General features: G+C 64.9%; 12 protein-coding genes. 4 read left to right on the forward strand and 8 right to left on the reverse strand.

What is annotated here, in order from left to right; translation table 11 throughout:
- Nucleotides 1–221 precede the first annotated feature (221 nt).
- From AC07VU_RS29605 to AC07VU_RS29640, 8 genes are all read right to left on the reverse strand, one after another.
- A complete protein-coding gene (locus tag AC07VU_RS29605; protein ID WP_457276528.1) occupies nucleotides 222–1,421 on the reverse strand; it encodes an MFS transporter in 1,200 nt (399 codons plus the stop codon).
- A gap of 267 nt (nucleotides 1,422–1,688) precedes the next feature.
- Nucleotides 1,689–2,513: an iron uptake system protein EfeO gene (efeO, locus tag AC07VU_RS29610; RefSeq protein ID WP_277588660.1), complete on the reverse strand. Its 825-nt coding sequence runs from the start codon at nucleotides 2,511–2,513 to the stop codon at nucleotides 1,689–1,691.
- Nucleotides 2,514–2,540: 27 nt separating this feature from the next.
- Complete coding sequence (gene efeB, locus AC07VU_RS29615) at nucleotides 2,541–3,863, reverse strand: iron uptake transporter deferrochelatase/peroxidase subunit (RefSeq protein ID WP_495030971.1); 1,323 nt, start codon at nucleotides 3,861–3,863, stop codon at nucleotides 2,541–2,543.
- Nucleotides 3,864–3,881: 18 nt separating this feature from the next.
- Nucleotides 3,882–5,081: an iron uptake system protein EfeO gene (gene efeO / locus AC07VU_RS29620; RefSeq protein WP_277588662.1), complete on the reverse strand. Its 1,200-nt coding sequence runs from the start codon at nucleotides 5,079–5,081 to the stop codon at nucleotides 3,882–3,884.
- 9 nt (nucleotides 5,082–5,090) lie between these two features.
- Nucleotides 5,091–5,933, reverse strand: coding sequence for an iron uptake transporter permease EfeU (gene efeU, locus AC07VU_RS29625; protein WP_495030972.1), 843 nt, complete (start codon nucleotides 5,931–5,933; stop codon nucleotides 5,091–5,093).
- Nucleotides 5,934–6,190: 257 nt separating this feature from the next.
- Nucleotides 6,191–7,096 (reverse strand): AraC family transcriptional regulator, encoded by a 906-nt coding sequence (locus AC07VU_RS29630; protein WP_053261601.1) that lies wholly within the window; start codon nucleotides 7,094–7,096, stop codon nucleotides 6,191–6,193.
- Nucleotides 7,097–7,318: 222 nt separating this feature from the next.
- Nucleotides 7,319–8,611, reverse strand: coding sequence for a glycosyltransferase (locus AC07VU_RS29635; RefSeq protein ID WP_274303359.1), 1,293 nt, complete (start codon nucleotides 8,609–8,611; stop codon nucleotides 7,319–7,321).
- Between the two features lie 129 nt (nucleotides 8,612–8,740).
- Complete coding sequence (locus AC07VU_RS29640) at nucleotides 8,741–9,100, reverse strand: response regulator (protein ID WP_087090671.1); 360 nt, start codon at nucleotides 9,098–9,100, stop codon at nucleotides 8,741–8,743.
- A 262-nt stretch (nucleotides 9,101–9,362) separates the two neighbouring features.
- Here AC07VU_RS29640 and AC07VU_RS29645 point away from each other — a divergent pair, with 262 nt between their 5' ends.
- Genes AC07VU_RS29645 through AC07VU_RS29660 form a run of 4 tightly spaced genes read left to right on the forward strand, consistent with a single transcriptional unit; the run spans nucleotide 9,363 to nucleotide 15,431 of the window.
- Nucleotides 9,363–12,839 carry a response regulator gene (locus AC07VU_RS29645; protein ID WP_495030973.1) on the forward strand — a complete coding sequence of 1,159 codons (3,477 nt, stop codon included), beginning with the start codon at nucleotides 9,363–9,365 and terminating at the stop codon, nucleotides 12,837–12,839.
- Nucleotides 12,839–13,654 (forward strand): CheR family methyltransferase, encoded by an 816-nt coding sequence (locus tag AC07VU_RS29650; protein ID WP_025808689.1) that lies wholly within the window; start codon nucleotides 12,839–12,841, stop codon nucleotides 13,652–13,654. Before AC07VU_RS29645 ends, AC07VU_RS29650 begins: the two co-directional genes overlap by 1 nt.
- Nucleotides 13,651–14,256, forward strand: a complete 606-nt coding sequence (locus AC07VU_RS29655; protein ID WP_007924855.1) for a chemotaxis protein CheB — start codon at nucleotides 13,651–13,653, stop codon at nucleotides 14,254–14,256. Before AC07VU_RS29650 ends, AC07VU_RS29655 begins: the two co-directional genes overlap by 4 nt.
- Entirely contained in the window at nucleotides 14,250–15,431 is a 1,182-nt protein-coding gene (locus AC07VU_RS29660) for a hybrid sensor histidine kinase/response regulator (protein ID WP_053261429.1), read from the forward strand. The genes AC07VU_RS29655 and AC07VU_RS29660 overlap by 7 nt, the downstream gene beginning before the upstream one ends.
- Nucleotides 15,432–15,503: the final 72 nt, after the last annotated feature.

Raw genomic sequence — 15,503 nt, forward strand, 5'->3', positions numbered from 1 at the left:
CACCCCCCGCCGGGCCTTCATCGGTCCTGAGATCGCCGCGCCCCTTCGGGACGTATGCAGCCTGTGGCAGCGGCTACACGCCAGGCCCCGATCCTGTAGCCGCTGCCGAGCCCGCGAGGCTGCGATAAGGCCCGCAGGACCTTCATCGGTCTCGAGATCGCCGCGCCCCTTCGGGACGTACGCAGCCTTCGGCAGCGGCTACAGGGGTATCGGCGGCCGGATCAGTTGGGGCTTTTCGCCGCCGGCCAGACCGCCACCAACAGCAGCAACAGCGTGGCAATCAGGTAGGGCAGGCGCGGTTCGACGGCGTAGATCAGCGAGCCGGCCAACGGGCCGATCACCACGCCGAATCCCTGGGCCGCGCCGATGGAGCCGGCGGTGGCGCCTTGTTCGGAAGCGTCCACGGCGTTAGCCGCCAGGGCGGAGAAGGACGGGAAGATCGCACCCATGCCCGCCGCCGAGACGAAGAACCCCAGCCACAGCCCCCAGGCGGTTTCCACCAGCATGCAGCCGGCAAAACCGCTGGCGGCCAGCAGCGCGCCGGCGCGGATCATCCGCAGCGGCGGCCATTCGAGTTTGCGCACCACCAGTTGCGAGCAGATCAGCGCCACGCCGACCATGGCCAGGGCGATACCGGCGACCTGGGCGGCGTCGGCGCTGTCCAGGCCCAGGCGGTCGAGGGCGTAGAAGCTCACGGTGATCTGCGCGATGGACACACAGAGCATGGCGACGAAGGCCACCGCCATCGGCCGGCGCAGCCGTGGGTCGCTCAGGCGTACCGAGCGCGGCGCCTGCTTGAGGTGCAGTTCCTGGCGCGGCAGCTTGTACAGCAGCACCAGGAACGCCGCCAGCGGCAGCACGGCCATGGCGTACAGCGGCAGGCTCAGGCTGACCCGGGCCAGCAGCGCGGCCACGGCCGGCCCCAGCACCAGGCCGACGGCGTTGGCGGCGCCCAGGGTGGCCATGGCGCGGGCCCGATGCTCGGATTCGACGTTGTCGGCGATCAGGGCAAAGCCGCCCACCGGAATGGCCGCGTAGAACACCCCGATCAGGCCGCGCCCGAGCATCAGGCCGATAAAGGCCAGCCACATGCCCGGCAGCAGGTGCAGCGAGACATCGATGAACAGGCACAGCGCCCAATAGGCGAGGGTGAAGCCGGCCGTGCCGAGCAGCAGCACCCGACGGCGCCCGAAGCGGTCGCTGGCCTGGCCCCAGGGGCGTGCCAGGAGCATCCAGATCACCCCGGAGACGGTCACCGCCGCGCCGGCCTGCCAGGTGGCCAGGCCGAGCACACGCACGATCGGGCCGATCAACGAGACGAAGGCCATCATCGACATGGTGCACGCCATGTAGGCGAGCATCAGCGGTAGCAGTTTGAACGGCGCGGCGGTCTGCGGCGGTTGGGCCGTGGCAGTGGACATGCAGGGTCTTCCATGAAAGTCGGGAGTGCGCGGGACGTTATAGACAAAACGCGCCCGCGCCCAGGGTTATTGGCGCAGGTGATGGTAGCCCAGCAGGGCAGGTGACGGGGCGAGTCATCGGCACGCCGGCCGGACGCTTGTCTGTAGGAGCGAAGCTTGCTCGCGATAGCCGCGCAGCGGCGGTCGTCAAATTTCACCGCGTTGTCCTGACGGGTTTATCGCGAGCAAGCTTCGCTCCTACGCAAGATCGAGCCGGGTACCCGGAGATCAGTCCAGGCCCAGCTTGCCTCGCAGGGTCGAGAGGTCTTCGGCCAGGGTATTGACCGGGCCCACCAGCGCCTTGCGGTCGCTGTCCTTGACCTTGTCGTAGGTCTCGAAGCCGCCGTCGGCGGTTTTGTACTTGGCCAGGATCTTGTTCACCGTGGCGAAGTTCTTGTCGACCTTGGCGACGAAGGCCGGGTCTTGCTGCTCGATCTGCGCACGGAACAGATCGACGATTTTCTTCGCCCCGTCGATGTTGCCCTGGAAGTCGTAGAGGTCGGTGTGGCTGTAGCGGTCTTCCTCGCCGGAGACCTTGGTCGCGGCCACTTCCTCCAGCAGGGCGGCGGCGCCACCGACGACTTTTTCCGGTGGGAAGGTCAGGCCGGCGACGCGGGCCTGCAGGTCCTTGACGTCCTTGTTCAGGCGGTCGGCCAGGGCGTCCAGGCCCTGGGTGGAGTTCTGGGCGAACAGCGAATACTCGATACGGTGGAAGCCGGTGAAGTCCTCGGCCTCGACACCTTGTTCGTGGTCGTCGACCCGCGAGTCGATGGCCGCGTCGAGGTCGCTGAACAGTTCGGCGATCGGCTCGATCGACTCGTAGTACACCCGGGTCGGTGCGTAGAGTTTTTTAGCCGTAGCCAAATCACCTTTCTTCACCGCGTCGGTAAAGGCCTGGGTGTGGCTGGCCAGCTCGTCGAGCTGCTCGGTGACGTAGATCTTGTAGTCGGAAATCGGCCCCACCAGCTCCAGCGGCGAGGTGGCGGCAACCGCCGACAGCGGAACATGCAGCAGGCCAAGGGTCAGCAACACAGCGAGGGGCGACTTTTTCATGGGACGTTTCCGTGGGGGATGGGATGGTCAGGCGCTGGTTTTCGCTTGGGTGGCTTCGAGCAGCGTGCGCCCGAGGAAGTCCTGCTCGTCGCTGACGCCGGGTAGGCTGAAGAAATAACCGCCGCCCACCGGCTTGAGGTATTCCTCCAGGGGTTCGCCGTTGAGACGGGTCTGCACCGCGATGAAGCCTTGCTCCAGGTCGGCCTGGTAGCAGATGAACAGCAGGCCCATGTCCAGCTGACCGTTCTTGTTCACCCCGTTGGAGTAATTGAACGGCCGGCGCAGGATCAGGTTGCGCTGGGTCTCGGCGGTGCGCGGGTTGGCCAGGCGGATGTGGGCGTCGAGCTTGGTCAGCTGGCCGTGCGGGTCCTTGCGGTAGTCCGGCACCTGGTGTTCCTGCTGGCCGTCCATGGGCGCGCCCGAGGCCTTGACCCGGCCGATGATGCTTTGCTGTTCCTGCAAGGGCGTGCGGTCCCAGCGTTCGACGAAGTTGCGGATGATGCGTACCGCCTGATAGCTGCCATGGGCGGCCCAGGCCGGTTCGTCGCTGTCGGGCTGGACCCAGACGATCCGCTCCATGGCCTTGCGGTCGTTGGAGTCGGGGTTGGCCGAGCCGTCGCGAAAACCCAGGAAGTTGCGCGCGCTCTGCGCCGGCTCGCCAGGACGCGCCGGGGCCTGGGGTGGCACGCTGCCTTCCTGCTTCCAGCGCACCAGCAGCAGGTCCGGCAGATTTTTTACGATGTCGCGCAGGGCGTGGATATTGGTGTCGGTGGTGTTGGCGCAGAACTGCAGGCTCAGGTCGCCGTGGCAGCAGTCGGGCTCCAGCGCATCGTTGGGGAAGCCGACCATGCGTATCAGGCGCTTGGGTTTGGCCGCGGCCAGGCCGAAGCGCTCGTCGAACAGCGAGGCGCCCACCGAGACGGTGATGGTCAGGTTGTCCGGGGTCACCACCGGGCCGAGGATGCCCGAGTCCAGCGGCGGCAGTTTCGGATCGACTTGACGCACCGGGCCGCCGGTCATCAGGAAGCGGATGCGCTGGTCGAGGGTACGCAGCAGCCGCTCCAGGTCTTCGCGGTCGCTGGCCAGCACGTCGAACGCCACCAACATGCCGGCCGCCGGACGCGGGGTGACGATGCCGCTTTGGTGCTGGCCATGGAAGTCGTGGCGGTCCTGGGTCTGGTCGCTGCTCGGTGCTTGTGTGACCTGGGCGGCGGCTTTCCCGGTCTGGGCTGCTAGCGCCGGGCAGCTCAGGCTGCTGCCGGCCAGAGCCACACCGGCGGCGCCCATGCCCAGCAGCACGCGACGGCGTTGGGCGGAGAAATCTGGATTGGAAGCGTCTGAATCGTTCATCGGGCGAAGGTCTTCTGCTTACAGGCCGGAGAGGCCAAGGACGGGATCGATTCCATCGAGTGCATCGGCCAGAACCTTGGCCTGGTCGGCGATCCGCTTGCGCTGATCGGCGCCGACACTGTCGTAGGAGGCATAGCCCTCGGCGCTGCGCAAGGCGCTGTACTGGCTGTCGAGGGCGCCGAGGGCGCTGTCGATCTGCGCCAGCAGCGGGGTGGCGGGCTTGGCCAGCAAGGGCCGCAGCAGGTCGACGACCTTGCGCGTGGTTTCCAGGTTGGCGGCAAAGCCGTTGAGGTCGCTGTGGCTGTAGCGTTCTTCCTCGCCGCTGGCGGCGCGCACCTCGGCGATGCTGCGCTGGGTGCGCGCGACCAGGCTGACCAGTTGCTCCGGTGGCAGCGACTGGGCCAGCAGTTGTTGCTTGAGTGTGGTGACATCGCTGAGCAGGCGCTGGGCGATCGGCGCCAGGCCGCTCAGGTCGCGTTGCTGGAACAGCGCGTATTCGAGGCGGTGGAAGCCGACGAAGGCGGGGTCCTGCTCGCGCTTTTCGAAGTAGTCGGCGCGGGCGTTGATGCGGTTGTCCAGCTCGCCCAGGCGCTGGGCGGCCGGAGCAAGACGCTGGTAGGCCGCGCGCGCCGGCAGGTACAAGGCCTGGGCCTGGGCCAGGTCGCCGGCCTGGATGGCGTGCTCCAGCTCGCTCACGGCCTTGATCAGGGCTGTGCCTTGGCTGCTCAGGTAGACCCGGAACTCCGACAGCGGACCGATAAAGGCGACCATCGACGGTCGGGCCTTGGCCTGGGCGTCGGACTCGGCCGTCGGGGTCACATGCAGGGTGCCGCGCGGGTTGCTCAGCAGGCCGCAGGTGATGGCGTAGTCGCCAGGCTGCAGCCTGGCGTTGATCACCTGGCTCAGGCCCGGCGCGATGTTTTCCCGTTCTTCGACCACCAGCACGCCGTCGAGGATTTCCCATTCCACGGCGCGGTCCGAACGGTTGACGATACGAAAGCTCGCTGGCCCGGCCGGCACGCTCAGGGCGTTCGGCTCGCAACTGCGGGGGTGGATGGTCACGGTGATTTCGTCCTGATGCGCCTGGCGCTTGCTGGCGGCCAGCTGCGAGGCGTAATAGAACAGCCCGCCGGCGGCGATCATCACCATCACGGAGCCCGCGAGTGCCCAGCGCAGGACGCTCGGTGCCGGGGGCTGTGGGGAGGCTTGCTGGGTCATGGAAAGGCCTTACTGGCTGGAAACGGAAGACGATGGGCTGGCGGCGGGTGCCGCGCCGGGCATGAAGAACAGCACCAGGGTCACCAGCAGGTAGATCAGATAGGCGCCCAGGGTGCTGACGGTCGGCGCGTCCTGGTAACCGAACATGCCGGCCAGCACCGAACCCAGCGGTCCGTCCATCGGCAGGCTGGCGCTGAAGTCGAACAGCACGCCCTGCAGGTGGTTCCAGACCCCGGCTTCATGCAGGGCCTGCACCGAGTTGGCGAGGATGCCGGCGGCCACCACCAGGATGAACAGGCCGGTCCAGCGGAAGAACGCGCTGAGGTTCAGGCGCATGCTGCCGCTGTAGATCAGCCAGCCGACGACGATCGCCAGTACCAGGCCGAGCAGGGCGCCGATGGGCGCGGCGGGGCCTTGGCTCTGCTGGAACACCGCGAGGAGGAAGAACACGGTTTCCAGGCCTTCGCGGGCCACGGCGAAGAACACCATGGCGATCAGCGCCGTGACCTGGTGCCGGGAGCCGGTCAGCGCCTGGTCCAGCGAGGCTTGCAGGGAATGCTTGAGCGAACGCGCGACCTTGCGCATCCAGAACACCATGGAACTGAGGATGCCCACGGCCACCAGGCCGACGATGCCTTCGAAGAGTTCTTGCTGCTTTTGCGGAAACTCGGCGCTCATCAGCTCCAGGCCGCCCCCCACCAGCAGCGCCAGGGCCGCGGCGAGAAACACGCCGATCCACACGGCCGGCATCCACTGGCCGCGCCCGGTCTGTTGCAGATAACTGGCGATGATGCCAACGATGAGCGCGGCTTCGATCCCTTCGCGCAGCATGATCAGAAATGGAACGAGCATTCAGCACCGGCGGGGAGATAGATAGGGAGCTAAGTTGTAACATGTTGATACGTATTCGCAAATGACTATGGTTGCTATTTGCTGAACGTCAGCTGAACGGAGCGCGTTTCGCGGGGCGCGTGTTTGTGTCTGTAGGAGCGAGCGGGCGGCGATCCGACTTGCCCGCGATAGCCACGCCGCACAATGCCTGATACACCGCAGTGCCTGCATCGCGGGCAAGCCTCGCTCCTACGAAGGGGGCGGCGGTGTTTGTGGGGTCAGGCCAGGTTCTGTTCGGTCAGGCGCTGCACGGCCAGGCGCCGGTAGTGGGAAGGGGTCATGCCCTTGAGTTGCTGGAAGCGCCGGTTGAAGTTGGAGATGTTGTTGAAGCCGGACTCGAAGCACACGTCGGTCACTGGCTTGTCGCCGTCGGCCAGCAATTCGCAGGATTTGCTGATGCGCAGGCGGTTGACGAACTCGACGAAGCAGCGGCCGGTGGCCTGCTTGAATACCCGGGAGAAGTAGGTGGGCTTCATGCCCAGGTAGTCGGCGACTTCTTCCAGCGGCAGTTCGCGGGCGTAGTGGGCGAAGATGTAGTCCACCGCGCGGTTGGTGCGGTCGACGTTGTGCTCGTCGGCCAGTTGCACGTTGGTGGCGCCGGACAGCAACTGGTAATCGTCACAGGCGGCCAGCAGTTCCAGCAGGATGAAAAAGTGCCCGAGGCGGGTGATGCCGCTGGAGTCGGCGATGCGCTGCATCAGGTCCATGGCCTGGGCGATGGTGCGCTTGCAGCGGAACTCGATGCCGTACTGCGCGCGCTCCAGCAGCGGCGTCAGGCTCTTGAGTTCGGCGAACACCTGATAGCCGCTTTCGAACAGCTCGTCGGTGAAGTTCACCAGCATGTCGCGCTTGGCCACCACTTCGTCCTCGGCCACCTGGCTGATCCAGTTGTGGGGCAGGTTGGGGCCGGTGAGGAACAGCGATTCGGGGTGGAAGTTGCCGATGTAGTCGCCGATGAACACCTTGCCGGAGCTGGCGACGATCAGGTGCAGCTCGTATTCCTTGTGGAAATGCCAGCGCACCAGGGGGCAGGGGAAGCCGTGCTGGCGATAGATGATCGACAGGCCGTTATGGTCGTCCATCAATTCGTAGGAAGGGTCGGTGACTCTCGCTGATCGGCTCATGGCGCTGCGCTTTTTATCGTTGTTGCGCCCGATCATGCCTCCTTCAAACCCTCAGCACCAGTGCCGGCCGTAACACCTGTAGCCGCTGGCGCAGCCTGCGATAAGGTCCGCAGGACCTTCAGGGCCCTCAAGAGCGGCGCCCCCTTCGGGGTCGATCGCAGCCTGCGGCAGCGGCTACAGGGTCGGGTGTCGCCTGGACGTCCGGGGATCGGCGGGCGTGCCTCAGGCCAGGCGGTTTTTCGCTTCGATCCACTGCGCCATGTACTGGGTGCTCTTGTGGTGATGGTGACGCAGCATGCCGCCGGTGAAGTTGTCGCGGCGCAGCTGCGCCAGGTTCGCCCGGCAGTGCTGCAGGCGCTCGACCAGGGCCGGGCCGTGGACCTGCTGCCGATAGCGCGCAAGCAACAGTTGGCGCCCCTGTTCCTGGGCCGCGCTCCACAGCGCCTGGTCCTGGTACAGGCGCACCGCCGCCGCGGCGATGGCGCTGGCCGACTCGGCCACCGCTCCCGGCCAGGGCGCGTCACCGTGCATGGCTTCGGCGCCGACCGGGGTGGTGACGCTCGGCGTGCCACACAGCATGGCGTCCAGCAGCTTGCCCTTGATGCCCGCGCCGAAGCGCAGCGGCGCCAGGCAGATCCGCGCGGCGGACATGACTTGCAAGGCATCCTCGGCCCAGTTCATCACCTGGAAACCCTGGGCCGGGTTGTGCAGGGCCGCGGCCTTGGGCGGGGTGTAGGCGCCATAGAGATGCAACTGCGCGCCCGGCAGCTGCTGGCGGATCAGCGGCCACACGGTGTTCTTCATCCATAGCACCGCGTCCCAGTTCGGCGCGTGGCGGAAGTTGCCGATGCTCAGGAAGTGCGCCCGTTCGGCGAAGGGCACATAGCTGTGCGGCATGTGCTCGGGCATCAGCGGGCACCAGTGCAGCAAGGCCGGCGGCAAACCGAATTGCCTGACCAGCAGCTCGATCTCGAACTCGGAGATCATCAGGCTCAGGTCGCAGCGGTACAGCGCGGCGATTTCGCGCCGGGCCTGGTCGGTGTCGGCCATGGCGGCGAACTCCTGCGCGGCGGCGGGGGCGAACAGGGCGCTGAAGTCATCGTTGTCGTCGCTGGCCTTGAGGCGCTCCTTGAGGCGCTGATGGCGGGCGTGGCGCAGGCTCTGCAGGTCGGAGGTCTCGAGCACGCGCAGCGCGCCGGGGCACTGCTGCTCGACGCGCCAGCCGAACTGTTCCTCCATCATGAACTGGTCGAACAGCACGATATCCGGCGCCAGTTCGGCGATGAAACGGTCGAAGCTGCTGTTGTTCAGTTCGATCGGGCACTCGCGGATGCCCAGGGCGCTCAGGTCTTCCTTGTGCTCGCCGGGGTTGGCCGGGCTGCTGAAGGTGATGTCCCAACCTTGCCGGAGGAGGACCTGGAGGATCTGCATCAGGTGCCCGCTGGCCGCCGATGAGCGGGGTTCGGGCCAGACATAACCAATGACCAGGACTTTGGTGGCGGCGGTCGGACTCATGAGTGGGTATTCCTGAAAAGCGCGGGGGTGTCTGCGGGGGGCGCCATTAAACCACAGCAGGGCGCTGGCGCGGCCGCCCTGGCGCCCATGGCCGAGGCGCTCGTCGGGTCGGCGCGGGTTACCGAGGGTTCAGCCGAGGATGGCGCGGACCTTGTCGCGCAACTGGTCGATGGAGAAGGGCTTGCCGATCACCGCCATGCCGGCGGGCACCTCGATGTTTTCCGCGTAGCCGCTGGCGAACAGCACTGGCAACTCCGGGCGCAAGGCGCGGGCGCTGGCCGCCAGTTCCTTGCCGTCCATGCCGGGCAGGCCGACGTCGGTCATCATCAGGTCGATCCGCAGCGCGCTGTCCTGCAACCGGGCCAGCGCCTCTTCGCTGCCCGCGGCTTCCAACACCTTGAATTCCAGCTCCTCCAGCACATCGACAATCAGCATGCGCACGATGGCATCGTCTTCGACGACCAGGATGGTGGAATCGGTGGGGGACATGGCAAGGCTCTCGAAAAAATGGAAAAAAAAGACGGCAGCGGAAAAAAGTGCTTGTCTCTTGCATCAGTAAATAGCGCGCAATGACAAGTTCCCGAAGCTGTACAAAAAGGTAATCCTGTACAAGCTGTGCCAGAATAACCTGTCTGATCGAGGGCGGGCAGTGCAGGATGAAAAATTGCCACCGAGCTTGTCGCAAGCATAGATACGCTGCCCTCCTTTGGGGCAAACTCCATGGTTTTTGACCCTTTACCAAGGCCTTTCAATGATCTCTTCGTCTTCGGTCGATGAACAGAGTTTTCGCAAGCTGCTAAGCCGCAACATCGCGCTTCCCCTGGGCGTGGGCGTGCTCAGCGCGGTGGTCTTCGTGTCCCTGATCAGCTATCTGCTCTCGGCGATCCAGTGGGTCCAGCACAGCGATCGGGTGATCAACGGCATCAACCAGGCCGCCAAGCTGACGGTCGACCTGGAAACCGGCATGCGCGGCTTCCTGATCACCGGCGACGAGCATTTTCTCGACCCGTATGAAGTGGCCAAGCCGCAGATCTTCAGCGAATTGCGCGAGCTGCGGGAGCTGGTGGCGGATAACCCACAGCAGGTGGACCGCTTCAAGCGCCTGGAAGCCTTGCAGGAAGAGTGGGGCCTGCACGCGAAAAACATGATCGAGATGCGCCGCCAGGAGGGCGATTATCGCCGCTCGGTGCAGTCCGGCCGGGGCAAGCGCCTGACCGACCAGATGCGCAAGGAATACGACGAAGCGGTGGCGATGGAGCAGCAACTGCGGGTCGATCGCAACGAGAATGTCACGCGCACCACGATCCTCAGCGTGGTCCTGTACCTGCTGTTCGTGGTGGTGATCAGCGGCCTGCTGGCCTATATCGGGCGCCGCGACCTGCTCAACCTGTCGAAGAGCTACAGCGCCAACCTCGAGGCCCAGCAGCAAAGTGCCCGGAGCCTGGCGCAACAGGCCTGGCTGCGCAGTGGCCAGACCGAACTGGCCGAGCAGTTGCTGGGGCAACTGACGCTGAACCTGCTGGGGCGCAACCTCCTGCAGTTCTGCGCGCAATACCTGGGCAGCGTGGTGGCGGCGCTGTACGTGCGTGAAGAGCACGGCGGCCTCAAGCGCGTGGCCGCCTACGGTTTCTCCCGCGAGCAGGAAGAGCGCGAACAGTCGATTTTCCTCGGTGAAGGCATGGTCGGCCAGGCGGCCCAGCAGGACCGGCTGATCCGCCTGGACGAGGTGCCCGCCGATTACTTCAAGGTCAGCTCCGGCCTGGGCGAAGGCGTGCCGCGCAGCGTGCTGGTGGTTCCGACCAGCGACGACGACCGGGTCAACGGGGTGATCGAGCTGGGCTTCCTGCGCGCCCTCAGCGAGCGTGATGTCGAGCTGCTGGAACTGATCGCCGGCAATATCGGCACTGCCATCGAGGGCGCGCGTTATCGCCAGCGCCTGCAGGAAGTGCTGGCCGAAACCCAGCAGCTCAACGAAGAGCTGCAAGTGCAACAGGAAGAATTGAAGACCGCCAACGAGGAGCTCGAGGAACAGTCGCGGGTGCTCAAGGAGTCCCAGGTGCACCTGGAGGCCCAGCAGGTGGAGCTGGAGCAGACCAACGAGCAGCTGGCGGAGCAGCGCGACGCCATGGACCGCAAGAACGGCGAGCTGAACCAGGCCCAGGTGCAGCTGCAGGAGCGTGCCGAGGAGCTGCAGCGCTCGAGCAAGTACAAGTCCGAATTCCTCGCCAATATGTCCCACGAGCTGCGCACGCCGCTGAACAGCTCGCTGATCCTGGCCAAGCTGCTGGCGGAAAACGCCGAGGAAAACCTCAGTGCCGAACAGGTGCAGTTCGCCGAGTCGATTTATTCGGCGGGCAACGATCTGCTCAACCTGATCAACGACATTCTCGATATTTCCAAGGTAGAAGCCGGCAAGCTCGAAGTGCGTCCGGAAAACGCCAGCGTCGCGCGTCTGGTGGAAGGCCTGCGCGGGCTGTTCCAGCCGCTGACCGCGGACAAGGGCCTGGAATTTCGTGTCGAGTTGCAGCCCGGCGCGCCTTCGATGCTGTTCACCGACTGCCAGCGGGTCGAGCAGATTCTCAAGAACCTGCTGTCCAACGCGGTGAAGTTCACCGAGAAGGGCCAGGTCAGCCTGACCGTGTCGCGCGAGCCCGAGGCGGGCATTGCCTTTGCTGTGCGCGACTCAGGGATAGGCATCGCCCCGGAACAGCAGGAAAGCATTTTCGAAGCCTTCCGCCAGGCCGATGGCACCACCAATCGCCGTTACGGCGGCACGGGCCTGGGGTTGTCGATTTCCCGCGACCTGGCGGCATTGCTCGGCGGTTCGATCATGGTCGCCAGCGAGCCGGGGCAGGGCAGTGTCTTCACCCTGGTGCTGCCGGAACAATACGTCGAGCACGCACCAGAGCCGCAAGAGGCGGCCAGGCCCGCCGCCGTGCGGGTGATGCCGGCGCCGAGCAAACCGGCTACGTCGCCGATTCCCCCGGTGCCCGAGGTGGAGATTGCGCGTTTCGCCGACGATCGCGACAAGGCGCCGTTCGCCACCCGCTGCATCCTGGTGGTGGAGGACGAACCGAACTTTGCCCACATTCTGTATGACCTGGCCCACGAGCTGGGTTACCAGTGCCTGGTGGCCCACGGCGCCGACGAGGGCTACAGCCTGGCCGAGCAGTTCGTGCCGGACGCGATCCTGCTGGACATGCGCCTGCCGGATCATTCCGGGCTGACGGTGTTGCAGCGCCTCAAGGCGCATGCCACCACCCGGCATATCCCGGTGCATGTGATCTCCGTGGAAGACCGGGTCGAGGCCGCCATGCACATGGGCGCCATCGGCTACGCGGTCAAGCCCACCACCCGGCAAGAGCTCAAGGACGTGTTCGCCCGCCTGGAAGCCAAGCTCACCCAGAAGGTCAAGCGTGTACTGCTGGTGGAGGACGACGACCTGCAGCGCGACAGCATCGCCCGGCTGATCGGCGACGACGACATCGAGATCACCGCCGTCGGCCTGGCCCAGGAGGCCCTGGAACTGCTGCGCGACAACCTCTACGACTGCATGGTCATCGACCTGAAATTGCCGGACATGCTCGGCAACGACCTGCTCAAGCGCATGTCCACCGAGGACATCTGCTCGTTCCCGCCGGTGATCGTCTACACCGGGCGCAACCTGACCCGCGACGAAGAGGCGGAGCTGCGCAAGTATTCGCGCTCGATCATCATCAAGGGCGCGCGCTCGCCCGAGCGCCTGCTGGACGAAGTGACCCTGTTCCTGCACAAGGTCGAGTCGCAGCTGTCCCATGAGCGGCAGAAGATGCTCAAGGCCGCCCGCAGCCGAGACAAGGTCTTCGAGGGGCGCAAGGTCCTGCTGGTGGACGACGATGTGCGCAATATCTTCGCCCTCACCAGCGCCCTGGAGCAGAAGGGCGCGATCGTGGTCATCGGCCGCAACGGCCATGAGGCGATCGCCAAGCTCAACGAAGTCGAGGACATCGACCTGGTGCTGATGGACGTGATGATGCCCGAGATGGACGGCTACGAAGCCACCCAGGAAATCCGCAAGCAGCCGCGCTGGCGCAAGCTGCCGATCATCGCGGTGACCGCCAAGGCCATGAAGGACGATCAGGAGCGCTGCCTGCAGGCCGGGGCCAACGATTACCTGGCCAAGCCGATCGACCTCGACCGGCTGTTTTCCCTCATTCGAGTCTGGTTACCCAAGATGGAAAGAATCTAGTGGAGCGCAATACCGAGATCGAACTGCGCCTGTTGATCGAAGCTATCTACCTCAAGTACAGCTACGACTTCCGCGATTACTCCGGCGCCTCGATCAAGCGCCGGATCAACCATGCGCTGCGCCAGTTCGAATGCAAGACCATTTCCGCCCTGCAGGAGCGGGTGCTGCACGATCCGGGCGCGTTCATGCAGCTGCTGCAGTTCCTGACGATCCCGGTCAGCGAGATGTTTCGCGACCCGTCGCACTTCCTGGCGATTCGCCAGGAAGTGGTGCCGCTGCTCAAGACCTATCCCTCGATCAAGATCTGGATCGCCGGCTGCAGCACCGGCGAAGAGGTCTATTCCATGGCCATCCTGTTGCGCGAGGAAGGGTTGCTCGAGCGCACCATCATCTACGCCACCGATATCAATCCCAGCTCCCTGGAGAAGGCCAAGCAGGGCATCTTTTCCCTGGAGAACATTCGCGCCTACACCCAGAACTACCAGCAGGCCGGCGGTTTGCGCTCCTTTGCCGACTACTACACGGCGGCTTACGACTACGCGATCTTCGACAAGACCTTGCGTGAGAACGTGACCTTCGCCGATCACAGCCTGGCGACCGACAGCGTGTTTTCCGAAACCCAGCTGATTTCCTGTCGCAACGTGCTGATCTATTTCAACAAGAAGTTGCAGGACCGGGCCTTCGGCCTGTTCCACGAGTCGCTCTGCCACCGTGGGTTCCTGGTGCTGGGCAGCAAGGAAACCCTGGACTTCTCGGCCTACGGCGAGCATTTCGAGCCGCTGGTCAAACAAGAACGGGTCTACCGCAAATCATGAACGATGACGCCAACGGGCAATCCGCCTTGCCGCGGGTCGAGGCCATAGTGATAGGTGCGTCGGCCGGCGGCGTCGAGGCGTTGCTGAAAATCTTCACCGCGTTTCCCGAGGGCTTCAGCCTGCCGATAGTGGTGGTGCTGCACCTGCCCGAAGAGCATCGCAGCCAGTTGGCCGAGCTGTTCGCCCAGCGCCTGGCGCTGCCCGTGAAAGAGGCCCGCGACAAGCAGACCATCGAGCGCGGCACCCTGTATTTCGCCGTGCCCGGTTATCACTTGTCGGTGGAGCAGGACCGCAGCCTGTCCCTGAGCCAGGAGGAGCGCGTGCATCATTCGCGTCCCGCCATCGATTACCTGTTCGACTCCGCCGCCGATGCCTATGGCCCGCGCCTGGCCGCGGTGCTGCTGACCGGGGCCAACCAGGACGGCGCGCAAGGCCTGGCCCAGGTCAAGCGGCGCGGTGGCCTGAGCATTGTCCAGGACCCGGCCGAGGCCCAGGTGGCGACCATGCCCGAGGCGGCCATCGCGCTGCACCGGCCGGATTACATTCTCCCTTTGCACGGCATCAGCCGTCTGCTTGTCGAGCTGGAACGAATCGCATGTTAAGTAATATCCAAGCCAAGCTGCTGATCGTCGACGATCTGCCAGAGAACCTGTTGGCCCTCGAAGCGCTGATCAAGCGCGAGGATCGCCAGGTGTACAAGGCGCTGTCAGCGGACGAGGCATTGTCGCTGTTGCTCCAGCATGAGTTCGCCATGGCCATCCTCGATGTGCAGATGCCCGGCATGAACGGCTTCGAGCTGGCCGAGTTGATGCGCGGCACCGAGAAGACCAAGAACATCCCCATCGTGTTCGTCAGCGCCGCCGGGCGCGAGCTCGACTATGCCTTCAAGGGCTACGAAAGCGGCGCGGTGGACTTTTTGCACAAGCCGCTGGATACCCATGCGGTGAAGAGCAAGGTCAATGTGTTCGTCGACCTGTACCGGCAGAGCAAGGCCATGAAACAGCAGGTCGAAGCCCTGGAGCAGAGCCGGCGTGAGCAGGAGGCGTTGCTCAAGCAGTTGCAGGCGACCCAGAACGAGCTGGAGCAGGCGGTGCGCATGCGTGACGATTTCATGTCGATCGTCGCCCACGAGGTGCGCACGCCGCTGAACGGCCTGATCCTGGAAACCCAGCTGCGCAAGATGCACCTGGCCCGCGACAACGCCGCCGCCTTCACCCTGGACAAGATGCACGCCATGGTCGACCGCGACGAGCGCCAGATCAAAAGCCTGATCCGCCTGATCGAGGACATGCTGGACATCTCGCGGATCCGTACCGGCAAGCTGTCGATCCGCCCGAGCCGGGTCGATCTGGTGCAACTGGTGCGCGGCCTGCTGGAGAATTTCGCGCCCCAGGTCGAGGCTGCCGAGTCGTCGATTGCCCTGAGCGCCGAAGACTCGGTACTCGGCCAGTGGGACGAGTTCCGCATTGAACAGGTGATCTCCAATCTGCTGACCAATGCCTTGCGTTATGGCGCCAAGAGCCCGATCGAAGTACGGGTGTACAGCACAGGCGGGCAGGCGCGGGTCGAAGTGCGCGATCACGGGATTGGCATCAGCGAGGAAAACCAGGCGCGTATCTTCCAGCAGTTCGAGCGCGTCTCTGTCAATCATGCGGTGGCCGGGCTCGGGCTGGGGTTGTTCATTTCCGAGCAGATCGTCACCGCCCATGGCGGCACCATCGAAGTCGACAGCAGGATCGGCGAAGGTGCCCTGTTTCGCGTTTGTCTGCCGCTGTAGGAAAACACCGGCTCCCACGCAACCTTCTGGATGACCGGATGGTCGTATCAGCAGCTATTGACCGAACAAAGG

Source organism: Pseudomonas sp. GW821-FHT02B10 (genome assembly GCF_059421865.1).